This window comes from Pseudomonas putida, from assembly GCF_028682175.1.
Lineage (GTDB): Bacteria > Pseudomonadota > Gammaproteobacteria > Pseudomonadales > Pseudomonadaceae > Aquipseudomonas > Aquipseudomonas putida_AD.
In genome coordinates this window covers 1-22,784 of record NZ_JANHKS010000044.1, presented here as the reverse complement: position 1 = coordinate 22,784, position 22,784 = coordinate 1, and the positions used below count along the sequence as shown (strand labels likewise).

The 22,784-nt window shown below is 63.3% G+C and carries 24 protein-coding genes and 1 riboswitch; of the genes, 7 read left to right on the top strand and 17 right to left on the bottom strand.

The features are described 5' to 3' along the window. The gene (locus NPS29_RS23075) at positions 1 to 492 is read left to right on the top strand and encodes a hypothetical protein (protein ID WP_274135384.1); all 492 of its coding nucleotides are present in this window, start codon (positions 1 to 3) and stop codon (positions 490 to 492) included. 139 nt (positions 493 to 631) lie between these two features. Further along, positions 632 to 1,930, top strand: a complete 1,299-nt coding sequence (locus NPS29_RS23070) for an OmpP1/FadL family transporter (RefSeq protein ID WP_274135383.1) — start codon at positions 632 to 634, stop codon at positions 1,928 to 1,930. A gap of 249 nt (positions 1,931 to 2,179) precedes the next feature. Here the strand turns inward: NPS29_RS23070 and NPS29_RS23065 are convergent, their stop codons facing one another. Then, positions 2,180 to 2,731, bottom strand: coding sequence for a glutathione peroxidase (locus NPS29_RS23065; RefSeq protein WP_274135382.1), 552 nt, complete (start codon positions 2,729 to 2,731; stop codon positions 2,180 to 2,182). Between the two features lie 159 nt (positions 2,732 to 2,890). Here NPS29_RS23065 and NPS29_RS23060 point away from each other — a divergent pair, with 159 nt between their 5' ends. Then, on the top strand, positions 2,891 to 3,568 hold the full coding sequence (locus NPS29_RS23060; RefSeq protein WP_274135380.1) for a type 1 glutamine amidotransferase domain-containing protein: 678 nt from the start codon (positions 2,891 to 2,893) through the stop codon (positions 3,566 to 3,568). A gap of 130 nt (positions 3,569 to 3,698) precedes the next feature. Here NPS29_RS23060 and NPS29_RS23055 read toward each other — a convergent pair whose 3' ends face one another. The 10 genes from NPS29_RS23055 to cobO all read right to left on the bottom strand — a co-directional run bounded on the left by NPS29_RS23055 (position 3,699) and on the right by cobO (position 12,693). After that, positions 3,699 to 4,436, bottom strand: a complete 738-nt coding sequence (locus tag NPS29_RS23055; RefSeq protein ID WP_274135378.1) for an adenosylcobinamide-GDP ribazoletransferase — start codon at positions 4,434 to 4,436, stop codon at positions 3,699 to 3,701. After that, positions 4,437 to 5,018, bottom strand: coding sequence for an alpha-ribazole phosphatase family protein (gene cobC / locus NPS29_RS23050; RefSeq protein WP_274135376.1), 582 nt, complete (start codon positions 5,016 to 5,018; stop codon positions 4,437 to 4,439). Further along, the gene (cobT, locus tag NPS29_RS23045) at positions 5,015 to 6,067 is read right to left on the bottom strand and encodes a nicotinate-nucleotide--dimethylbenzimidazole phosphoribosyltransferase (protein WP_274135375.1); all 1,053 of its coding nucleotides are present in this window, start codon (positions 6,065 to 6,067) and stop codon (positions 5,015 to 5,017) included. Before cobT ends, cobC begins: the two co-directional genes overlap by 4 nt. Continuing rightward, positions 6,064 to 6,585 carry a bifunctional adenosylcobinamide kinase/adenosylcobinamide-phosphate guanylyltransferase gene (gene cobU, locus NPS29_RS23040; protein WP_274135374.1) on the bottom strand — a complete coding sequence of 174 codons (522 nt, stop codon included), beginning with the start codon at positions 6,583 to 6,585 and terminating at the stop codon, positions 6,064 to 6,066. The genes cobT and cobU overlap by 4 nt, the downstream gene beginning before the upstream one ends. Beyond that, complete coding sequence (locus NPS29_RS23035; RefSeq protein ID WP_425312548.1) at positions 6,585 to 8,054, bottom strand: cobyric acid synthase; 1,470 nt, start codon at positions 8,052 to 8,054, stop codon at positions 6,585 to 6,587. Before NPS29_RS23035 ends, cobU begins: the two co-directional genes overlap by 1 nt. Before the next feature lie 20 nt (positions 8,055 to 8,074). Continuing rightward, complete coding sequence (cobD, locus tag NPS29_RS23030) at positions 8,075 to 9,067, bottom strand: threonine-phosphate decarboxylase CobD (RefSeq protein ID WP_274135371.1); 993 nt, start codon at positions 9,065 to 9,067, stop codon at positions 8,075 to 8,077. Beyond that, entirely contained in the window at positions 9,060 to 9,968 is a 909-nt protein-coding gene (gene cbiB / locus NPS29_RS23025; protein WP_274135370.1) for an adenosylcobinamide-phosphate synthase CbiB, read from the bottom strand. The genes cobD and cbiB overlap by 8 nt, the downstream gene beginning before the upstream one ends. A 10-nt stretch (positions 9,969 to 9,978) precedes the next feature. Then, positions 9,979 to 10,629 (bottom strand): 5,6-dimethylbenzimidazole synthase, encoded by a 651-nt coding sequence (gene bluB, locus NPS29_RS23020; protein WP_274135369.1) that lies wholly within the window; start codon positions 10,627 to 10,629, stop codon positions 9,979 to 9,981. A gap of 160 nt (positions 10,630 to 10,789) precedes the next feature. Further along, entirely contained in the window at positions 10,790 to 12,085 is a 1,296-nt protein-coding gene (locus tag NPS29_RS23015; RefSeq protein WP_274135368.1) for a cobyrinate a,c-diamide synthase, read from the bottom strand. Next, positions 12,082 to 12,693, bottom strand: a complete 612-nt coding sequence (gene cobO / locus NPS29_RS23010; protein ID WP_274135367.1) for a cob(I)yrinic acid a,c-diamide adenosyltransferase — start codon at positions 12,691 to 12,693, stop codon at positions 12,082 to 12,084. Before cobO ends, NPS29_RS23015 begins: the two co-directional genes overlap by 4 nt. Positions 12,694 to 12,802: 109 nt before the next feature. Then, positions 12,803 to 13,020, bottom strand: a riboswitch (cobalamin riboswitch). 122 nt (positions 13,021 to 13,142) lie between these two features. Between cobO and NPS29_RS23005 the strand changes: the two genes are divergently transcribed. Next, positions 13,143 to 14,489: a PQQ-dependent sugar dehydrogenase gene (locus NPS29_RS23005; RefSeq protein ID WP_274135365.1), complete on the top strand. Its 1,347-nt coding sequence runs from the start codon at positions 13,143 to 13,145 to the stop codon at positions 14,487 to 14,489. 123 nt (positions 14,490 to 14,612) lie between these two features. Here the strand turns inward: NPS29_RS23005 and NPS29_RS23000 are convergent, their stop codons facing one another. The 6 genes from NPS29_RS23000 to NPS29_RS22975 form a co-directional block, all read right to left on the bottom strand. Then, entirely contained in the window at positions 14,613 to 15,149 is a 537-nt protein-coding gene (locus tag NPS29_RS23000) for a C40 family peptidase (RefSeq protein ID WP_274135364.1), read from the bottom strand. Between the two features lie 91 nt (positions 15,150 to 15,240). Then, positions 15,241 to 15,930: a C40 family peptidase gene (locus NPS29_RS22995; protein ID WP_274135362.1), complete on the bottom strand. Its 690-nt coding sequence runs from the start codon at positions 15,928 to 15,930 to the stop codon at positions 15,241 to 15,243. Positions 15,931 to 15,997: 67 nt separating this feature from the next. After that, positions 15,998 to 16,783 (bottom strand): NAD-dependent deacylase, encoded by a 786-nt coding sequence (locus tag NPS29_RS22990; RefSeq protein WP_274135361.1) that lies wholly within the window; start codon positions 16,781 to 16,783, stop codon positions 15,998 to 16,000. Next, complete coding sequence (hda, locus tag NPS29_RS22985; protein WP_274135360.1) at positions 16,780 to 17,484, bottom strand: DnaA regulatory inactivator Hda; 705 nt, start codon at positions 17,482 to 17,484, stop codon at positions 16,780 to 16,782. The genes NPS29_RS22990 and hda overlap by 4 nt, the downstream gene beginning before the upstream one ends. A 263-nt stretch (positions 17,485 to 17,747) precedes the next feature. Then, positions 17,748 to 18,821: an AI-2E family transporter gene (locus NPS29_RS22980; protein WP_274135358.1), complete on the bottom strand. Its 1,074-nt coding sequence runs from the start codon at positions 18,819 to 18,821 to the stop codon at positions 17,748 to 17,750. A gap of 55 nt (positions 18,822 to 18,876) precedes the next feature. Further along, complete coding sequence (locus NPS29_RS22975) at positions 18,877 to 19,932, bottom strand: DUF2066 domain-containing protein (protein WP_274135356.1); 1,056 nt, start codon at positions 19,930 to 19,932, stop codon at positions 18,877 to 18,879. 302 nt (positions 19,933 to 20,234) lie between these two features. Between NPS29_RS22975 and purM the strand changes: the two genes are divergently transcribed. Genes purM through NPS29_RS22960 form a run of 3 tightly spaced genes read left to right on the top strand, consistent with a single transcriptional unit; the run spans position 20,235 to position 22,704 of the window. Beyond that, positions 20,235 to 21,293, top strand: a complete 1,059-nt coding sequence (gene purM / locus NPS29_RS22970) for a phosphoribosylformylglycinamidine cyclo-ligase (RefSeq protein ID WP_274135355.1) — start codon at positions 20,235 to 20,237, stop codon at positions 21,291 to 21,293. An 8-nt stretch (positions 21,294 to 21,301) separates the two neighbouring features. Continuing rightward, a complete protein-coding gene (gene purN, locus NPS29_RS22965; RefSeq protein ID WP_274135354.1) occupies positions 21,302 to 21,955 on the top strand; it encodes a phosphoribosylglycinamide formyltransferase in 654 nt (217 codons plus the stop codon). Positions 21,956 to 21,987: 32 nt separating this feature from the next. After that, the gene (locus NPS29_RS22960; RefSeq protein ID WP_274135353.1) at positions 21,988 to 22,704 is read left to right on the top strand and encodes a DUF3108 domain-containing protein; all 717 of its coding nucleotides are present in this window, start codon (positions 21,988 to 21,990) and stop codon (positions 22,702 to 22,704) included. Positions 22,705 to 22,784: the final 80 nt, after the last annotated feature.

Sequence of the window (22,784 nt, the reverse complement as noted above, 5' to 3'; positions counted from 1 at the left end):
ATGGGAATTGCTGCCAGTGAACTGTGCCGATATGTGATCCGCCCCACGCTGGTCTATCTCGGCCGCCATACGCCAGGCGCGGAGTTCTTCCTGCTCGCCGTGGCCGCCAGCCAGTCTGCCCTGGGCGCCGAACTCGACAGCCAGCGCGGCCACGGCCTCTACAGCATCTCCGACACGCTCCATTACAAACTCTGGGACAGCTACCTGGCGCGAGACCCCGACCTGGCCAGCCTGGTCCGCGGGCTCGCCAGCCAGCACGCATTCCTCAGCGGGCCTGACCTGGAACTGACCGTGAACCTGCGTTACTCCACTGCAATCGCCTGGCTGATGGTCGAAGCCAGCCACCTCACCCTGCCGGCTGAAGACGACCTGCTGGGCATGGCCCGCATTTGGCGCAGGATATTTCAACCCGGTGGCAACCTGCAGCAATTCACCACCGCCTGGCAAACCTCGGTTCGCCCTTTGTATCAGGCCGAACCAGCCATTTTGTGACCCGGCGGTTTCGCTGGAGATCGCGACACTTTTCCCGGATTGTCCTACAAAAACTGCTCTATCTCGGGTGATCCAGCCTATAGCGCGTTATGAAAAATGTTGGTAATTTTCGCGCGGTGATCAACAAGGAGTTCTAACAATGAAAAAAACAATGATCAAATCCAGCCTCAGTCTCGCCATCACTCTCGCCTCCACCCAAATCTTCGCTTCCGGTTTTGCCCTTAACGAGCAAAGCATCAGCGGCATGGGTACCGGTTATGCGGGTCGTTCTTCTGCCGCCGACGACGCAAGCACGGTCTATGGCAACCCGGCGGGCATGTCGCGCCTCAAACGCCAGCAAGTGACTGTGGGCGTGGCTGCGATTGACGCCAAGACTGACATCTCCGACACCAGCGGCCGGAGCAGCGGTTCCAACAAAGGCGACATGGTGCCTTTCACCGCCGTGCCTATGGGTTTCTACGTCAACCCGGTCGATGAGCACTGGGCATTCGGCCTGGGCGTCTATGCGCCGTACGGCCTGGTCACCGACTACGAGAACGGCTTCCAGGGCCGCAACTTCGGCAGCAAGAGCATCGTCAAGGTCGTGACCTTCCAGCCGACCGTCAGCTATGCCTTCAACGACAAGGTCTCGATCGGTTTCGGTCCAACCATCAACCGTATTTCCGGTGCGCTGGAATCGACCCTGAACCTCAGCGGCGTGACCGCCCCGATCACAGGCCGTGGCGCCGGTGACGGCCGCGTTCAGGTCAAGGGCGACGACGTGGGCTACGGCTTCAACGCCGGCATCCTCGTCCAGGCCACCGACAGCACCTCCGTCGGCCTGACCTACCACTCCAAAGTGACCTACAAGCTCGAGGGCCACACCGAGATCAACCCAGGCTCGGGCGTTCCACCTGCCCTGCTGAGCGCCGGCCGTTACGACGCCAAGCTGAACCTGGACACCCCTGAGTCGGTGGACTTCTCGGTCACCCAGGCGATGAACGATGCGTGGAAAGTCTACGCAGGCGCTACCTGGACCCGCTGGAGCCGTCTGGAAGACATCACCGTGAAGAACTCCGGCGTCAGCGGCGGTGCCCTGGCCCCTCGCCTGTTCGGCACCATCACCGAAGAGCAGAACTGGCACGACACCTGGGCCTACGCCCTGGGTACTTCGTACCAGTTGAACAAGCAGTGGGTACTGCGTACCGGCCTGACCTTCGACCAGTCGCCAACCAACAACGAAAACCGCTCGCCACGTATCCCGACTGGCGACCGCACCATCTTCTCCCTGGGTGCCGGCTACAGCCCGACCGAAGACATCACCATCGACGTGGCGTACTCGTACCTGAAAGAAGAAGACGTCAAGGTTCGCAACGCAAGTGCACTGGGTCAAACGTACAACGCCAAGTACGAAAACAGCGCCAACGGCTTCGGCCTGGGCCTGACCTACCGCTTCTGATGCAGTTGGCGGAACCGGCCAACACCGGTTCGCCAGACAGAAAACCCCGCAGCCAGCGATGGATGCGGGGTTTTTCGTTTATGCATCGCATACAGCATCGCCACGGCCTCAAGATCGCCGACGCCGGCAAGCCGGACTGCTACGGGAATGTGGCGCCTGCTCTGTAGGAGCGCGCTTGCCCGCGACGGCGGCCTTGAGATCGCTCCCGCCGGCAAGCCGTGCTGCTACGGGTGATTGGTGTACTAGTGATCAAGGCTTCGATGCAATCGCCTTTTCTACCGCCGAAATCAGCTCGGGATCGTCCGGCGTGATCCTGCTGTTGAAGCTGGCAATCACATTACCCTTGCGATCCACCACATATTTATAGAAATTCCAGCGCGGTGCATTGCTCTGCTCGGCCAGCACCCGGAACAGATGAATCGCATCCGACCCTCGCACCGGTTGCGGTTCGGTCATGGTGAAGGTCACGCCGTAATTCACATAACAGACCTTGGCCGTCTCGGCCGCATCGTTGGATTCCTGCTTGAAGTCATCGGACGGTACGCCCAACACCTCCAGGCCCTGCCCCTTGAACCGCTGGTTTAGCGCTTCCAGCCCTTTGAACTGCGGCGCGAAACCACAGAAGCTGGCCGTGTTGACCACCAGCATCGGCTTGCCCGCGAACTGCTTGCACAGGTCGATATCCTGTTTGGCGCGAAGCTTGGGCAGTTGCCCCTCAAGCAACGGTGGGCAATCGGCCGCCATGGCCGCGCCACTGGCGGCGAGCAGAAGCAGAGGAAGACAGATCCAGCGAGTTCTCATGGCGGCATCCATTCAATGCAGGAAATCGGTTGATAGCCACACACGCTGCTCCCTGCCACGACGGATGCCTAGCCGCACAGCAGATAGTCCGTCGCGGCCACGCGGGGCAACTATAGTCAAACGTCCCAAAGCAACGCCCCACCGACAGGAGGCCACGCGATGAAAATCCTGATAGTGCTGACATCTCACGATCAACTGGGCAACACCGGCAAGAAAACCGGTTTCTGGCTCGAAGAACTGGCCGCGCCCTATTACGTGTTCAAGGACGCCGGTGCCGAACTGGTACTGGCTTCCCCCAAGGGCGGACAACCGCCGCTGGACCCCAAGAGCAACGAGCCTGACTTCCAGACCGAGGCCACTCGCCGCTTCCAGAAGGACAGCGCTGCTACCTCGCAACTGGCCGCTACTCGCACGCTGAGCGAGGTGACGCACGAAGGCTTCGACGCGATCTTTTATCCCGGCGGCCATGGTCCGATGTGGGACCTGGCCAGCGATGCCCACTCGATACGCCTGATCGAAACCACCTATGCGGCTGGCAAACCGGTGACCCTGGTGTGCCACGCGCCGGGGGTGCTGCGTGACGTCAAGGGCGCCGATGGCAAGCCGCTGGTGGCGGGCAAGGACGTCACGGGTTTTACCAATGGCGAGGAAGATGCCGTCGGCCTGACAGACGTCGTGCCGTTTCTGGTGGAAGACATGCTCAAGGAAAAAGGCGCCAACTATTCAAAAGGCCCTGACTGGGCCTCCTACGTCCGCGAAGACGGCCTGCTGATCACCGGCCAGAACCCGGCCTCGTCGGAAGCAGCAGCCAAGGCACTGATCGCCCGATTGAAGTGACGGAGCTTCTGTGGGAGCGAGCTTGCTCGCGAAAGCGTCGTGTCAGACACAGCATCAATAACTGATGGTCCGCTTTCGCGAGCAAGCTCGCTCCCACAGTTCGTACCGAGACAGAATCATCTATATGGATTCAACGCTGGATCAGCGCCAACCCCACCAACACCAGCACTTCGAGCAACTCCAGCATCGCCCCGGCCGTATCGCCGGTGCAGCCGCCCAGGCGGCGGATCATCACCTGCCGCAGCCAGAAAAAGCCTACCGTCGCCATCAGTACGGCCCACAGCCCAGGCCAGCCCGACACCAGCACGCAACCCAGTGCGGTCACGCCCAGCACCTGAACACCCAGGGGGCGTGGCAAATGGTCCGCCAGCGCCTGCCCCAGCCCGCCTGCGCGCACGTAAGGCGTGTTGATGAACAGCCCCAGCATCGCCGCGCGGCCAATGACCGGTGCCAGCAACAGCGCGATGCCGTGCCGGGTGTCGATCAGCGCCAGCAACGCCGCAAACTTGAGCAGCAACACGATGACCAGGGTCACCACCGCAATCGGTCCGCTGCGTGGGTCTTTCATGATGGTCAGCGTGCGCTCGCGATCACCAAAACCGCCCAGCCAGGCGTCGGCACTGTCAGCCAGGCCATCCAGGTGCAAGCCGCCGCTGAGCAGCACCCAGGCCGCCAGCAACAGCGCGGCATGGAGGAACTGCGGCGTACCTTCGAGCAGCAGGTTCAACGCCATCAGCACCGAGCCGAACAGCACCCCCACCAACGGATAAAACAGCAGCGAACGCCCCAGCTCCTGAGGCGACGGCATGCCGGGCAGACGAACCGGCAGGCTGCCGAGAAATTGCAGGGCGATCCAGAACGGCAGCATCTACACCTCCGTCAGTTGGCCATCGGCCTCGACGGCCAGACCGAACAGCCCGCCATGGCCGACCACCACTTGCAGCAGTTGCTCGCGGGGCAGCCCACGGGCCTGCGCCAATAACAGCCGCATCACCCCGCCATGGCTGATCAGCAGGATCCGCTCGCCGTCGCAGCTTTGCTGCAGACGCTCAATCACGCCAAGCACGCGGGAGGCAAACGCCAGCACCGGCTCACCCTTGGGCGGGGTGAAGCTGTACGGGTCTTCCCAGAACCGCCCCAAGCCTTCGGCGTCGGTTTCCATCAATTGCGCGGTGCCAATTCCTTCCCAGTCACCAAAGTGCAGTTCCTGAATCCCGGCCTCCAGTTGCAACGGCAGGGACAGTTTCAAGGCCAGCTCCTCGGCAAACCGCGCACAGCGCTGCAAAGGCGAGCTGACGATGCGATCCCAGGGTGACTCAAGGGCAAGCTCGGCCACCGACGAGCGCATCTGCTGCCAGCCCAGGTCGGTCAGTGCGTCATCGAGACTGCCGCGCAGGCCGCCGCCAAGTTCGGTTTCGCCATGGCGCAGCAAGTCCAGACGCAAGGTCATGCCGGGCGATCCGCCACGGCTGCTTCGGCAAAGGTCGCCATGCCGTTGTGCAGCTCGCACGCCAGGCGCAGCAGTGGCACCGCCAGCGCCGCGCCGCTGCCCTCGCCCAGGCGCAGGCCCAGTTCCAGCAGCGGCTCGGCCTGCAGGGTTTCCAGCACGTGGCGATGGCCCGGTTCGGCGCCGCGATGGCCGAAGAACAGCCACGGGCGGCACGATGGATTGAGTCGCACCGCCACCAGCGCGGCGACGGTGCAGATGAAACCGTCGACCAGCGCCGGGATGCCTTCCTGGGCACAGGCCAGATAAGCCCCCGCCAGCGCCGCAATTTCGAAACCGCCAAGGGCGCGCAGGCTGCCCAGCGCATCACCCGACACCTGCGCGTGCAGCGCCAGCGCCTGCTCGATGACCTGAGCCTTGTGATTGATCCCTTGTGCATCCAGCCCGGTACCGGGCCCGACCAGCAACGGTGCCGGGCAGTTCAGCAGCGAGCAGGCCACCGCACTGGCGGCCGTGGTATTGCCGATGCCCATCTCGCCACCGATGAACAGCTCGGTGCCCGCAGCCTTGGCCCGCAGCACGCTGTCGCGCCCACCGGCCAGCGCTCCTTCCAGTTGCTCAGGGGCCATCGCCTCGCCTTTGGCGAAGTTGGCGGTGCCTGCGCCCAGGTTCAGGTGGCGCACCCCTGCCAGATTGAGCGGCGACACAGTGCCCAGATCCACCACATCCAGTTGCGCCGACAGTTGCCGCGCCAGCACGCTGATCGCCGCGCCGCCCATGATGAAGTTGTGCAGCATCTGTCCGGTGACCGCCTGCGGATAGGCCGAAACACCTTCGGCCACCACGCCATGGTCACCGGCGAAGATCGCGATCCAGACCTTATCCACCTTGGGCTTGACCCGCCCTTGCAGCGCCGCCAGTTGCACGGCGACGGCTTCCAGTTGGCCCAAAGAACCGGCGGGCTTGGTCAGTTGCTGCTGTCGGGCCAGCGCTTGCTCGCTGATCTCAGGGTTGATTTCACGGGCAGGCGCGAGCCACCAGGCATTGCTCATAGTGCGGATCCTTTGAGGGTCATGGGCAGTCCGGCGACCGTGAACACCACGCGCTGGCAGCGTTCGGCCAGCGCCTGATGCAGCCAGCCGGCTTCATCGACATACCGACGGGTCAGCTCGCCGAGGGGCACCACGCCCAGCCCGGTTTCGTTGCTGACGAAAATGATTTCACCCGGCAGTGTCGCCAGGCATTGGAGTAAGGCGTCGCGCTCCTGCGCCAGTCGCGGCTGATCGTCCAGCATCAGCAGATTGGTCAGCCACAGGGTCAGGCAGTCCACCAACAGGCAGCGGCCCTGTGCTGCGTTTTGCTTCAAGACGCGGGCAAGTTCCAGCGGTTCCTCGACCAGGCCCCAACTGGCCGGGCGACGCTCTCGGTGCAGCGCCACCCGCTCGTTCATTTCGCCATCCAGCGGCTGGCTGGTGGCGATGTAGATGACATCAAGGGCGCTTTCGCTCGCCAGCTTTTCAGCCAGCCGGCTTTTGCCGGAGCGCGCGCCCCCCAGGATCAATTGCAGCATCAGGCGCTCTCCAGCCCGCAGAGTTCACGCAGCAGCTTGCCGTCCAGGTGCTTCTCCACCAGGTCCGCCAAACGTTCGATATCGCGCTCACGCAGGGCGTGGTAATCCACCTGCTGCACGTTTTCCAGCCCCGCCCAACGCAGCAATGCGCTGCTCGACGCCGGGTTCTCGAACAGCCCGTGCAAATAGGTGCCCAGCACCTGGCCGTCGGCACTGCGCGCGCCATCGCAACGGCCATCGCTGAGCTGCACCAGCGGATGCTCCAGCGCAGGGCCGGTGGTCACGCCCGCGTGAATCTCGTAGCCCATGACGTCAGCGTCTTCCAGGGTCAGGCGGCCGCTGACATTGCGCAGCTGCTTTTCTTTCTCCAGCACCGTGCTCATGGCCAGCAGCCCCAACCCGGCGCTCGAGCCCGCCGCGCCTTCGAGGCCCAGCGGATCGTGCAGGGTTTCGCCGAGCATCTGCAGGCCACCGCAAATCCCCAGCAGCTTGCCGCCGTAGCGCAGGTGGCGCTGGATGGCCGTGTCCCAGCCATTGGCGCGCAGGTACGCGAGGTCGCTGCGCACGCTCTTGGAACCCGGCAGGATGATCAGGTCAGCAGACGGAATCGGCTGGCCCGGCCCGATGAATTGCAGGTTGACCTGCGGGTGCAGGCGCAGCGGGTCGAAATCGGTGTGATTGCTGATGCGCGGCAGCACCGGCACCACCACGTTGAGCACCTGCTCGGCCTTGTCGGTCTGGCGCTGATCGAGACCGTCTTCGGCCTCCAGATGCAGGTCCATCACGTAGGGCAGCACGCCCACCACCGGTTTGCCGGTGCGCGCCTCCAGCCAGTCCAGGCCCGGTTGCAGCAAGGCGATGTCGCCGCGGAAACGGTTGATGATGAAGCCCTTCACCCGCGCCTGTTCGCTGGGCGACAACAGTTCCAGCGTGCCCACCAGATGGGCGAACACCCCGCCGCGATTGATATCGGCCACCAGCAGCACCGGGCAGTCCACGGCTTCGGCAAAGCCCATGTTGGCGATGTCGCCGGCACGCAGGTTGATTTCTGCGGGGGAGCCCGCGCCCTCGACCATCACCACTGGCCAGCCTTCGCTGAGCCGCTTGTGTGACGCGAGCACGGCCTGCATGGCGATGGCCTTGTAGTCGTGATAGGCCACTGCGTTCATGGTGGTGACGGCGCGGCCATGAATGATGACTTGAGCGCCGGTGTCGCTGTTGGGTTTGAGCAGCACCGGGTTCATGTCGGTGTGGGGTTCCAGCCCACAGGCCTGAGCCTGCACCGCTTGGGCCCGGCCAATCTCGCCACCGTCAGCGGTGACGGCGCTGTTGAGCGCCATGTTCTGCGGTTTGAACGGCACGGTGCGCACGCCTTGGCGGGTCAGCCAGCGGCACAGCGCCGTCACCAGCGTGCTTTTGCCGGCGTCGGAGGTGGTGCCCTGCACCATAAGCGTCGCGCCCTGCACCATGAGACTTGCGCCCTTTACGGTCATGCCTGCTCCCGTGGGAATTCGCCGAGCACCTGTTCAAGGCGCTGCCAATGGACTTCGTCGCGAGGCAGGCCGAAACGCAGGCTGCTGTTGCTGGTGAAGATGCGCAGCAGAATGCCGCGCTGGGCGCAGAATTCGTGCAGCTCGGCCGCCCGTGGCGTCATCAGCCACTGAAACAGCGCGCAGCCACCCTGGGGCGCCAGGCCATGGCGGGTCAGCAGCTCGACCAGTCGCTGGCTGGCCTGCTCGGTGCGCTGGCGTTGCAGGCGATGGCCCTCTACATCGTCGAGGCACGCCTGACCGAGAATTCGCGTCGGGCCGCTGACCGACCACGGGCCGATCTGCCGCGCCAGCACCTTCAAAAACCGCGATTCGGCCAGCACGAACCCAAGGCGCACACCCGCAAGGCCAAAGAACTTGCCGAACGAACGCAGCACAATCAGCCCCGGCCGCTGGGTTTCAGCCGCCAGGCTCAGCGCGGGGGTGTTGTCCATGAAGGCCTCATCCACCACCAGCCAGCCGCCGCGCTCGGCCAGTCGCGCGTGCCATTCCAGCAGCAGCGTCGGTTTCAGGCTCAGGCCGGTAGGGTTGTTGGGGTTGACGACGACCAGCACGTCGAGCACGTCGATAAACCGCTCGACCTCGTGCTCCAGCACCTCACGCACCAGGAACCCGTTGCTGCGCCAGGCCTCGGCGTGCTCGGCGTAACAAGGTGACAGCACCCCCACCTTGCCCGCCTGTCGCAAACGCGGCAGCGCCTGAATCGCCGCCTGGGAGCCGGCCACGGGCAGCACGTCGGGCGCGCCGTAGTACAGGCGCGCGGACTGCTCAAGGCCGTCATCGGTTTCCGGCAGCCGCGCCCAGGCCGATTCAGGGATCGGCGGAATCGGCCACGACCACGGCGAGATGCCGCTGGAAAGGTCCAGCCAGTCGGCCTCGTCGATGCCGTACTTCGCGATTGCGCCCCGCAAACGTCCGCCGTGCTCAAGCATAGAACTCAACCCCCAGACACAGAATCAGCAGCCACAGCCACACGCCGCGCTGCACCAGTTGCCAGCCGCGATCGATGGAATTGGCGTCCGCAGGCTGGCCTTCACCCAGTTGCGGACGCTGATGCAGTTCACCGTGATAAATCGCCGCGCCGCCCAGCTCAACGCCCAGCGCACCGGCACCGGCCGCCATCACGGGACCGGCATTGGGACTGTCCCACTTCGGCGCCTGCGTGCGCCAGCAGCGCAGGGCCAGTCGGGTTTTGCCCAGCAGCGCGTAGGTCAACGCCACCAGGCGTGCAGGAATGTAATTCAACAGATCGTCGATCTTGGCCGCCGCCCAGCCGAAACGCTCGAAGCGCTCGTTGCGATAGCCCCACATGGCGTCCAGCGTATTGCTCAGGCGATAGAGCACCACGCCCGGCGCGCCGAGCACGACAAACCAGAAGATCGCGGCAAACACCGCATCGCTGCCGTTTTCCAGCACCGACTCGGTGGCCGCCCGGGCGACTTCGGTGGCGTCTAGCTCAGAGGTCTGGCGGCTGACCAGATAACCCACGCGCCGGCGCGCCTCATCCAGATTGTCGCAGCGCAGCGCCTGGGCGACCGGCTCGACGTGTTCGCCCAGGCTGCGCAGGCCCAGCGCGCAGTAAAGCGCCAGCACTTCGATCAGCCAGCCGATGTAGGGCAGCCAACTGAGCAAGGTTGCAAGCACAGTCAGCGGAATCACCGCGATGAACCAGGCCGTGACGCCATGGCTGCGCCAGCCACGACCGGCGCCGTTGAAACGTTGCTCGATGCGCTCGGCAAACCGGCCGAACGCCACCAGCGGGTGGTTTCGTTTTGGCTCGCCCAGCAGCGCATCCAGCGCAACCCCGGCGACGCTCAACAACGCCACGCTCATACCGCCACGCTCATGTAGCCACTCCCCATGTGTTCTCGAATACCAGTTCTTGCAATGGGCGGGCCTGGGCCCAGCCCTCCAGCACCAGCATCGGTGCCGGGTAAAATCCTTCCACCGGGCCCAGGCAAAGAATCGCCAGCGGCTTGGAGCCTTCGGGCATCTTCAACAGGTCCGCCAGTGCCTGCGGCTCGAACAGTGACACCCAGCCCATGCCCAGACCTTCGGCGCGGGCGGCCAGCCATAGATTCTGGATGGCGCAGGACAAAGACGCCATGTCCATTTCCGGCAGGGTCCTGCGCCCGAAGATGTGTTTCTCGCGATCGTCCATCAAGGCCGCGACCAGCACCTCGGCGCAGTCGCCGATGCCCTCGACCTTGAGCTTCATGAAGTCATCGGAACGCTCACCCAGTGCCTCGGCCGTGCGAACGCGCTCGGCTTCCACCTGCTCCTGAATCTGCCCGCGCAGGGCCCGGTCGCTGATGCGGATGAAGCGCCAGGGCTGCATCAGGCCGACGCTGGGCGCCTGATGGGCAGCCTCCAGCAGCCGGGCGAGCAATTCGGGGGCGACCGAACCGCCGCTGAAGTGGCGCATGTCCCGCCGCTCGGCGATGGCCCGGTAAACCGCAGCGCGCTCATCGGGGCTGAAGGCGTGGTCAGTCATGGGACGCTCTCCATATCCAGGCATACGCTAAACCTGTGGGAGCGGGCTTGCCCGCGAAGAGACCCGCACACCCAACCCTCTACTTCGCCTGACGCGCCGCTTTCGCGAGCAAGCTCGCTCCCACAGGATCGCGATAAGGCGGATTGGCATTCCGGGCTATTCATGGCAACAAAAGCGCCGCCATCGCCTGGGGGTTGGACGGGAAATAGAAGTGCACATAGGAGGCTGTCATCCGTCCGTCCCGATACACCGCCTCCGCGCCGCGCCCGCCGTTGGGGCTCACGCCGCGGGCAATCGGGGTCAGTTCGGTGCTGGTCAGCGAATGATGATAGGTGTGCCCGCGCAATGTGCCTTCCGGCAGCTCCACCGACTGCAGCGCCAGTGCCGCCAGGCGCTTCTGCATCACCGCTTCACCCGCCAGCAGGCCCACCAGCTCGGCGCGCTGGCCGTCCACATCGGTCAGGGCGTCGAGCAGGTAGAGCATCCCGCCACACTCGGCCAGCAAGGGTTTCCCGGCGCGGTGGTGCGCGCGAATGGCATTGAGCATCGAAACGTTCTGCCCCAGCGCCAGGTGATGCAATTCAGGGTAGCCACCGGGCAGGTACAGGCTGTCCGCCTCGGGCAATTGCCGGTCGCGGATCGGCGAGAAGAATGACAGTTCGGCGCCCATCGCCCGCAACAGATCCAGGCTGGCGCCGTAGGTAAAGGCGAAGGCTTCGTCGTGGGCGATGGCGATGCGCACGCCGTCGAGCAGACGCTCAACGGGTTTGACGTCAGGAGCGGCAAAGGTCACGGCAGGCGGCAGGGTCGCGTCGCAGGTGCTGGCCAAGGCGGCTGCGGCCGCATCCAGGCGCACGTCCAGATCGTTCAGCTCGCTGGCCTGAACCAACCCCAGGTGGCGGCTCGGCAGCTCGATCCCGGTTTCCCGGGAGAGCGCGCCGTACCAGCGCAAACCTTCGGTCAGGCTGCCTTCTAGCAGTTGCGCATGACGCACGGTGCCCACGCGGTTGGCCAGTACACCGGCAAACGGCAGGTCCGGCTGATAGCGCGCCAGGCCCAGCGCCAGGGCACCGAAGGTCTGGGCCATGGCCGTGCCGTCTATCACACCCAGCACCGGCACGCCGAAGTGGCGCGCCAGATCGGCGCTGGACGGCGTCCCGTCGAACAGCCCCATCACGCCTTCGATCAGAATCAGATCGGCCTCGCCCGCCGCTTCCCACAGCAGGCGCCGGCTCTCGTCCTCGCCGACCATCCACATGTCCAGTTGGTAGACCGGGTGGCCGCTGGCGCGCTCCAGAATCATCGGGTCGAGGAAATCCGGCCCGCACTTGAACACCCGCACCTTGCGCCCCTGGTTGCGATGCAACCGGGCCAGTGCGGCGGTGACGGTGGTCTTGCCCTGCCCGGAGGCAGGCGCGGCGATCAGCACCGCAGGACAGCGACGCGGCTCACTCACAACTCGATGCCCTTCTGTGCCTTGATTCCGGCCTGGAACGCATGCTTGACCACGGCGATCTCGGAAACGGTATCCGACAGGTCGATGAGTTCCTGCTTGGCGCCACGCCCGGTGACCACCACATGCTGCATGGGCGGACGGGCTTGCAGGTCGCTGAGCACCCTGTCCAGATCCAGATAGCCGTGCTTGAGGGCGATGTTCAGCTCGTCGAGGATCACCAGACCGACGTCCGGGTCGCGCAGCAACTCCCGAGTCACCACCCAGGCAGCTTCCGCTGCGGCGATGTCGCGCTGTCGGTCCTGGGTCTCCCAGGTGAAACCTTCGCCCATGACGTGGTAACGCACCTGTTCCGGGAAACGGCGGAAGAACAGTTCTTCGCCCGTGGCGTTGCGCCCCTTGATGAACTGCACCACACCGCACTGCATGCCGTGGCCCATGGCTCGGGCCAGCATGCCAAAGGCCGAACTGCTCTTGCCTTTGCCGTTGCCGGTCAGGACCACCAGCAGGCCGCATTCATTGGGTGCGCTGGCGATGCGCTCATCGATGATCGCTTTCTTGCGCAGCATGCGCGCCAGGTGCCGTTGGTCACGTTCGGGGGATTCGCTCATCTCGGCTCTCCGCTTTGAGGGGCAGATAGGACAGACGAAGGACGCAGGCAAGGACTGACAGCAGGCACCGGAATGGTCCGGGCCTGCGCAGAGCATCGCCCTCCGTGATGCTGTTTGGATGGATCAGGCCGGTCTCCGGACTCATGAGCGACAACCGGGGCTACGCGCCTTCCCATGCCCGTGGACACAGTGGCATCGTGCGCAGCCTTGACTCATTTACCGTTGCGGAGGCAGTGCCGGAATTGATCGCAGAACGTTCGCACCGGCTTCCCTGTTTCACCCGGTCGACCGATCAAGATCGCGGGCACCTGAAACAATCGGCGAAGGTTAGAGGGTTGACCCCGGAGCGTCAATCGAACAGGCGTTTGTTGTGCAGTTGAACCCCGCGCCGCACAGCGCCTCTATTCATTACATGCCCTTGCATGACTGCCCGCAAATGGAGACAGACCATGTTCACGCTCAAACCCCAGGTTGTGATGGTGCTGGTGGTGGTCGCAGGGCTCAGCGCCTGCGGCGAGACGTCCACCTTGCAGGTGTCGGACGGCACGGGCCCCTCGCCCCAGTTGCCGGCACCGAACAAAACCCTGTTTCCCACCGTGAACATCGCCCCGGCCGTCGGCTGGCCTGCCGGTGCCAGACCGGTAGCCGCGCCGGGCACACAAGTCGCGGCCTTCGCCGAAAACCTCGACCATCCACGCTGGCTGTATGTGCTGCCCAATGGCGATGTGCTGGTGGCCGAAACCAATGCGCCGCCCAAACCTGACGACAGCAAGGGCATTCGCGGCTGGGTCATGGAGAAAGTCATGGGCCGCGCAGGCGCCGGTGTGCCCAGCGCGAACCGCATCACTCTGCTGCGGGACAAGGATCATGACGGCGTCGCCGAAACCCGCACGGTGTTCATCGACCACCTGAATTCGCCTTTCGGCATGGTGCTGGTGGGCAATGATTTCTACGTTGCCGACACTGACCGCCTGCTGCGCTTCAACTATGTAGCGGGCGAAACCTCGATCAAGGGCGAACCGCTGAAAGTCACCGACCTGCCCGGCGGCACCCTCAACCACCACTGGACCAAGAACGTCATCGCCAGCAAGGACGGCAAAAAGCTCTACGTGACCGTGGGCTCCAACAGCAATGTCGGCGAAAACGGGCTTGAGGCCGAAAAGGGCCGCGCGGCGATCTGGGAAGTGGACGCCGCGACGGGCAATCACCGCATCTTCGCCTCCGGGCTGCGCAACCCCAACGGCATGGACTGGGACCCGGTAACCGGCAAACTGTGGACGGCGGTCAACGAGCGTGACGAGATCGGCAGCGACCTGGTGCCCGACTACGTCACCTCGGTGCAGGACGGCGCCTTCTACGGCTGGCCGTTCAGCTACTACGGCCAGCACGTGGACGTTCGCGTGTCGCCGCAAAATCCCGAACTGGTGCAGAAGGCAATCGCCCCTGATTTTGCCGTCGGACCGCACACCGCCTCACTGGGCCTGGCGTTCGCCGATGGCAAATCATTGCCGGCGCCGTTCAACGAGGGCTTGTTCATCGGCCAGCACGGCTCGTGGAACCGCAAGCCCCACAGCGGCTATAAAGTGCTGTTCGTGCCATTCAAGGACGGCAAGCCAAGCGGCACCCCGGTGGATCTGCTGACAGGTTTCCTCAATGCCGACGAAAAAGCCCAGGGGCGGCCTGTGGGTGTGGTCAACGATAATAAAGGCGGGGTGTTGGTGGCCGATGACGTCGGCAACAAGATCTGGCGGGTGACGGCGGCGCGGACGGTGCAGGCATCCAACACCAATCCCTGACACCACGCAATCCTGTAGGAGTGAACTTGCTCGCGATTGCGATGTGCCTGCTACGAATCAGTCGCCTGACACTACGCCATCGCGAGCAAGCTCACTCCTACAGGAACCGGGAATCGTCATGAACTACTGCTGCGCCAGATTCGAAGGCTGGATCACCCGCTTGGCATTGAGCCAGGCTTTCTGCCAATACGGTTTGTCCAGGCTGTCGAGCTTGACGGTGCCACCCGTGGCCGGCGCATGCACGAAACGCCCTTCTCCCACGTAGATCCCGGCATGGCTGACGTTCGAGCCACCACTGGTAGCGAAGAACACCAGATCACCCGTCTGCAACTGGCTACGATCAATGTCCGGGCCACGCAGATTGATCATCTCGCGGGTCGAACGCGGCAGGCTGATGCCGGCAGCGCCCTGGTAGACATAACCGATCAATCCACTGCAATCGAAACCCGAGTCAGGCGTGTTCCCGCCCCAACGATAGGGCGTACCGACCAGCCCGATGGCACGCAAAAGCACGTCATCAGCCAGAGGCGAAGAAAACTGCGAGGGAGCGGATACCACAGGCCTGGAAACGACCTTGGGAGGGGCTGGCGGTGGATTGCTGGAACAAGCGGCCAGCAATACAGCCAGTGAAGCAACAGCCAGGCGAACCGTAAACGACATAAACACAACAACCTTTATAGGATGCTTACTGTGCCGGGAGCCGGGACTGCGTGCAATCAGGGTTTCCCTGACTGCACGCCCGGTAGAACGGTTATTTGCGGTGTTGGCGCTTGATTGTAGTCGAAGTCATCGCAGTCGTCGTTTCCGCATCCTTGGAAGGTGCCATGGCCAACGCGCGCTTGGCTTCGATGAAAGTCCGGGCCCAGTAGGCGTCGTCGAGGCTGTCGACACGCACACCACCGCTGCGGCGGCTGCTGGAGTGGATGAACTGGTCATCGCCCAGGTAGATACCGGCATGGCTGACGCGACCACGGCCAGCGGTGCTGAAGAACAGCAGGTCGCCAGGCTTGAGGTCGTTGCGTTTGACCAGAGGGGCATCGATGTTGATCATTTCACGCGAGGAACGCGGCAGGCTCATGCCAGCCTCTTCGCGGAACAGGTAGCCGATGAAACCGCTGCAATCGAAACCGGAAGTGGTCGAAGTGCCGCCGAAACGGTAGCGCGTACCGATCAGCGATTTGCCACGTTCCAGGATGCTGTCAGCCAGCACCGGCAACTGATACGGCTTGTTGTCCGAGAACTGGGCCAGTTCGTCTTCGGTGGCGATTTCGTCGTCCAGTACGGAGCCCGAATAATCGGCACGCTTGGCAGCAGTTTGAGCAGTGACCGAATCCTTCATCTGAGGATTCTGCGACTGTTGCGACGCTGGCATCTGGGCCGCGCAGCCGAACAGCAGCGTAACGAGTGCGAGAGGCACGAGGGGTGCGAAGCGATTCAGCATGGGCACGACCGTGGCGTATTTTGTAAAGAAGGCGAGACTATGCCCTCTATCGTCATCATTTGCAAATTCAATCGACACAAATGTGACTTACCAGTGACTCCATGACATCTAAGGCTTTACACCTCAGAAAAGCGTCCATCTGCATGGAGTGGTCGGTCGAAGAGGGATTTATCTCGGCGGTAAAGCCTCCCGCGACCCGCGTGCGCAGCATCGGCTCGTGAATATACGGGAAGCTGGCGGTGGTTCCAATGCTCAATACCGCATCAAAGCCTTTCGCCATCTCTTCGTACAGCACGTTCAGTGCCAGTTCTGGCAACATTTCCTCGAACAACACCACCGGCGGGCGCAACACGCCCTGGCATTGCCTGCACAAAGGCGGCAGCGGTCGCTGCAGGTGTTCACTCAATTGAGGGTCCTCGGCGCCGCAGGACTGGCAATAGAGCGGCGCGAGGTTGCCATGGATTTCAATCAGACGCTCGAGCGGGCTGCCCGCAGCGCGATGGTAGCCGTCGACATTCTGCGTCAGCACCCAGCACTCGGGCTTGTGGCGCTGCAATTGAGCGATCGCATAATGCGCCGCATTGGGCTGTCCGCCCAGGCAAGCGCTGCCTAATTGTGCAATGTACTTCCAGCACAGTGCCGGATCACGGCGCAGCATCGGCCCGGACAGGGCCATCTCGATCGGCAGGCCGTCGTCGGTGTGGCCGTTGTACAGGCCACCCACCCCGCGATAGGTCGGCAACCCCGAATCGGCTGAAAGCCCGGCGCCGGTGATGATCAAGATGCGTTTGGCGTGACGCAGCGCCGCGGCCGTCTGCAGCACCAGGGCTGGATCGACCGCAGGCGCGTTCACCAGCCCAGCGTCTCTTTGAGGAAGGGAATGGTCAGTTTGCGCTGGGCCTGCAAGGAGGCCTGGTCGAGTTGTTCGAGCAGGTCGAACAAGGCGCTCATGCTGCGCTTGCCACGAGTCAGGATGAAATGGCCGACTTCATCGGTCAGGTGCAAGCCGCGACGCGAGGCGCGCAATTGCAGGGCGCGGAGTTTTTCTTCGTCGGATAACAGGCGCATCTGGAACACCAGGGCCATGGTCAGACGCGACTTGAGGTCGGCCAGCTTGACCGGCAGTTCGCGAGGCGAGCAGGAGGCGGCGATCAGCAGGCGGCGGCCGCTGTCACGCAGGCGGTTGAACAGGTGGAACAGCGCTTCTTCCCACTCGGGCTTGCCGACGACCGCTTGCAGGTCATCCAGGCACACCAGCTCGTATTGTTCGAGATGGTCGAAGAGTTCGACGCCTTCTTCGAGCAGTTCGGCCATGGGCAGGTAGACGGCAGGTTCGCCCAGTTGCGTCAGGCGCAGGCAGGCGGCCTGCAGAAGATGGGTGCGCCCCACCCCGTTCTTGCCCCAGAGGTAGATCAGGCTTTCAGTCCAGCCGGCGTCGGCCTCGCACAGGCGCTCCACATAGCCGAGTGCAGCGGCATTGGCGCCTGGGTAGTAATTGATGAAGGTGGCGTCGTCACGCAGACGCACACTCAGGGGCAGCTGAACTGGTTTCATGCTGGCTAAACGGTTCGAAAACAAACCGCCAAGGGGCCTCTGTGTAAAGTGTGCAAAGTTTATACCCGCAAAGCGGACCGCACAATGCGCCAGACGACCTGCAAAATCAAAGGGTTGCGTCTGGCCCGGAGTTACGCGGTGATTTACGGGGCTCGCACAGGGACCCTGTAGGAGTGAGCTTGCTCGCGATCGCGGTGTGTCATCCGACAATTTCGCCACAGACACACCGCAATCGCGAGCAAGCTCACTCCTACAATGAACGTTTACAAATCCGGATCTTCCATCCCGCCGTAGATGTCCGAATCCTTGTACAGATCGTGCACATGACGCACCAGGACCATGATCACCGCCGCCACCGGCAGCGCCAGCAGGATGCCGGTGAAGCCGAACAGCTCGCCGCCGGCCAGGATCGCGAAGATCACCGCCACCGGGTGCAGGCCGATCCGGTCGCCCACCAGCAGCGGCGTCAGGACCATGCCTTCCAGCGCCTGGCCGACCATGAACACCCCGACAATGGCCAGCATCGGATACAGATCGCCGCCGAACTGGAAGAACCCCGCCAGAATCGCCGAACCGATACCGATCACGAAGCCCATATAAGGCACGATGGCCGCCAGCCCCGCGATCACACCGATCAACAGCCCCAGCTCCAGGCCCACCAGCATCAGGCCCGCGGCGTAGATCACGCCCAGCGCCACCATCACCAGCAACTGCCCGCGAATGAATGCGCCCAATACTTCGTGGCACTCATCGGCCAGCGCGACGATTTTCTTCTCGCGATGGCGTGGCAGCAGGCTGCGCACCTTGGCCATCATCACGTCCCAGTCCCGCAGCAGGTAGAAGCACACCACCGGGATCAGCACCAGGTTGGTCAGCCAGCCAATCAGCGCAAGCGTTGAAGTGGTGGCCTGGGCCAGCACGATGCCGACGATGTCGCCGGTCTGCCCCATGTGCTCGGAAATCGCCGCCTTGACCTTGTCGAACTTCCAGAAGCCATCCGCCAGTCCAAGCTTGGCCTGGGTCCACGGCAGCGCGGTGTGCTGCAGCCAGTCGAGGATCTGCGGCGCCAGTTCATACAGGCGATACAGCTGCTTGGCGAGCATCGGCACCAGCACCAGCAGCAGGCCCATGAAGATCAGGGTGAAGAACACGAATACCGTGACCACGGCCCAGGTGCGCGACATCTTGAGTTTTTCCAGCCGGTCCGCCAGCGGATCGCCCATGTACGCCAGCAGCAACGCCACCAGAAACGGCGTGAGGATGGCGTGCAGCAGCCAGACGAACAGGCACAGCAGGACGACCCCGCCCAGCCAGAACCAACGACGCGTATCAGTCATTACTGCCCCTTGAACCCGAAATGAATTGCTTCATGCAACGTCGTTATGAACCCGCTCACCAGCGGAAGTGCAATGTTTGCGCGGCAGGCGCAGGCACCGGCGCCGCACCAGGCGCAGCAGGCACTTGCCCGGCATCGACCGGCGCGCTGGCCACTTCACCGGCAGGCACTTCCTGCAACTTGGCCAGGGACAGTTGCGAACGCAGTTGATCCGGGCTGCCACTGACATCAAATACAACGCGATCGGCATCGACCGATTTCAGACGACCGCCGAAGGGTTCCAGCAGGCGCCCCAGTTGCGCATAACGCTCAAGGTTCATGCCCTGCACTTCCAGCGCCATGCTCGACGAAGCGCCCGGCTTGACCACGAAGCGCGGGGCCAGGCGCTGACTCACCGCCAGCAATACCGCATCGGCCAGTTCCGCCTGGCTGGCGCCAGTAGCGCTGCCCTGCTCGGACTTGTCGCCCAGCCACAGGTGCCATTTACCCTGCCACTGACCGCCGTTTTCCTGGGCGTGCACCGCCAGAATCGCATCGGAGCCGTAACGTTCGGAGGCCTGCTTGAGCGGGGCGACGTCGTTGCCGTCCAGGGTCTTGGCGTTGCCGATACCCTGCTCGCTCAGGTCCGCCAGCGGCAGACGCAGCGGCAGTCCGCGATGGCGGGCGGCGCGGCGCAGGGGCTCGGCCGAGGCCTGACCGTCGCCCACCAGGTTGGCGCCGTCGGTTGCATCATTGAGCCACCAGGCCATGATCACCGGGCGATTGGAGCCCCACAGCGAAAGCCCGGCCTGACGCAGCGCGCGCTCGGTGCTGGCCGGATCGAAATCCACCTGCAAAGACTCGGGCGGACCTGCGTCATAGCCGTACTGACTGATGATCTGCTGCGGATCCTTGCGCACTTCGGCAAGGGCCGGGCTCTGCGCGGCCTTGGCATCACCGGTCAGGCGAATCACCAGCGTCTCCAGCGCAGCCTGGGTCGCGCGGGTTCTTTCGTCCGGCGTTTGCCCGCTGACCGGCTCGCGCACCTGATAAAGATTGTTCACCGTCTCGGCCAGGGCCGGGAGGCTCAAGAGGGACAGACAGCCCGCGAACAGACAGTTTTTCAGGCGCATAGAAAATTCCCAAACGATGCTTATAAATAGCTGCATAAAAATGGCTGGCTCGACTCTGACCGCAGCACGGCGCGAATCGCTCACTCTGAAGATGAAGTTACACCCTTTATAGCTGCCGACGAACGGCAAAACCCTGAACAGACGCGTTATTTTTTCTTCATCTATGGCCCTGCCCGTCGGCCCAAGGATGGCCGCTTGGGTCCAATCCTGATAAAATCGCGCGCCTTCGCAGACCGGCGATGACACGGCCATGAGCCGTCGACCTCGGTCGTTACCCCGAATCCCCCCTAAAGGCCTGGATAATGAGCAAGCAACCCTCCCTGAGCTACAAAGACGCCGGTGTAGACATCGACGCCGGTGAAGCATTGGTCGAACGCATCAAGAGCGTCGCCAAGCGCACCAAGCGCCCGGAAGTGATGGGTGGCCTGGGGGGCTTCGGCGCGCTGTGCGAAATCCCGGCTGGCTACAAGCAACCGGTCCTGGTCAGCGGCACCGACGGCGTCGGCACCAAGCTGCGCCTGGCACTGAACCTGAACAAGCATGACAGCATCGGCATCGACCTGGTTGCCATGTGCGTGAACGACCTGGTGGTCTGCGGCGCCGAGCCGCTGTTCTTCCTGGACTACTACGCCACCGGCAAGCTGAACGTCGACACTGCCGCCCAGGTCGTGACCGGCATCGGCGCTGGCTGCGAACTGGCTGGCTGCTCGCTGGTCGGCGGCGAAACCGCTGAAATGCCTGGCATGTACGAAGGCGAAGACTACGACCTGGCCGGCTTCTGCGTCGGTGTAGTGGAAAAGGCCGAGATCATCGACGGCTCCAAGGTCGTTGCCGGTGACGCCCTGATCGCCCTGCCATCTTCGGGCCCGCACTCCAACGGCTACTCGCTGATCCGCAAGATCATCGAAGTGTCCGGTGCCGACATCGAATCCATCCAGCTGGACGGCAAGCCACTGACCGACCTGTTGATGGCGCCGACCCGCATCTACGTCAAGCAACTGCTCAAGCTCATCAAGGACACCGGCGCGGTCAAGGCCATGGCCCACATCACCGGCGGCGGCCTGCTGGACAACATCCCGCGCGTGCTGCCGGAAGGCGCGCAGGCGGTGGTCGACGTGGCTAGCTGGACCCGTCCTGCGGTGTTCGACTGGCTGCAAGAGAAAGGCAACGTCGACGAGCACGAAATGCACCGTGTCCTGAACTGCGGCGTCGGCATGGTCATCTGCGTGGCCCAGGAGCACGTCGAGGCGTCCCTGAAGGTGCTGCGTGAAACCGGCGAACAGCCTTGGGTCATCGGCCAGATCGGCGTTGCTGCCGAAGGCGCTGCACAAGTCGAGCTGAAGAACGTCAAGGCACATTGATGCCTGACATGCCCCAACCTTGTGACGTAGTGGTGCTGCTGTCCGGCACCGGTGGCAACCTGCAGGCGATGATCGACCGCCTCCAGAACAGTTCGGGCCCGGCTCGCATTCGCGCGGTGATTTCCAACCGCGCCGATGCCTACGGGCTCGAGCGCGCCAGAAACGCGGGGATCGACACCCGCGTTCTCGACCACACCGCCTATGAAGGTCGCGAAGCCTTCGATGCGGCGCTGATCGAAGCGATCGATGCCTTCGCGCCGAAGCTGGTGGTACTCGCCGGCTTCATGCGCATTCTCACCCCTGCGTTCGTGCGTCATTACCACGGCCGCCTGCTGAACATACATCCGTCACTGCTTCCACGGTATAAAGGCCTGCACACCCATCAGCGGGTGATCGAGGCTGGCGATGTGGCGCACGGTTGCAGCGTGCACTTCGTCACCGAGGAACTCGATGGGGGGCCTCTGGTCGTACAAGCAGTTATTTCGGTAGAGTTGCACGACACGCCTGCGACCTTGGCGCAAAGGGTTCACACCCAGGAACACCTGATCTACCCGCTGGCAATTCGCTGGTTCGCCGAGGGCCGACTGGCTTTGGGCGAAGATGGCGCACTGCTGGACGGCCAGCCACTGGGGCCCAGCGGCCACGTGATTCAGGCCAATTGAATTGGCCCTTTAAATTAAAGTCAGGAGATATTATGCGTCGCGCTTTGCTCTTCGCTTTCGCACTGTTCGCACTTCCTGCGGTCAACGCGGCAGACCTTCAACCCTTCTCCGCCAGCTACACCGCTGATTTCAAACAGCTCCCTGTCGGCGGCGGCAGCGCTACCCGCAGCCTGGAAAAGAACGCCAACGGCAGCTGGACCCTGAGTTTCAAGGCGTCGATGATGATCGCCAGCCTGACCGAAGTCAGCACCCTGAAATCCGAAAAGGACACGCTGCTGCCACAGACCTACCACTTCGAACGTGGCGGCCTGGGCAAGAGCAAGACCGTTGACCTGGTGTTCGACTGGCCCACCAAGTTCATCACCGGCACCGACCGTAACGATGCGGTGAAAATCCCGCTGAACACCGGCGTGCTGGACAAATCCACTTACCAGCTGGCCCTGCAGCACGACGTGGCCGCCGGCAAGAAGAGCATGAGCTATCAGGTGGTCGATGGCGACGAAGTCGACACCTATGACTTCCGCGTACTGGGCCCGGAAAAGGTCGAGACCAAGGTCGGCTCGGTCGATGCCATCAAGGTCGAGCGCGTGCGTGACCCGACGCAGAACAAACGCATCACCGTGATGTGGTTCGCCAAGGACTTCGACTACCTGCTGGTTCGCCTGCAACAGGTCGAGACTGACGGCAAGGAATACAACATCATGCTGCAAGACGGCACGGTGAACGGCAAGTCGGTCAAGGGCAGCTGATTGCGCTGATCGAACGCTGTACAGAAAACCCCGCGCTTTGGCGGGGTTTTTTATGACCGATGCAAACCTGCGTCGAATGG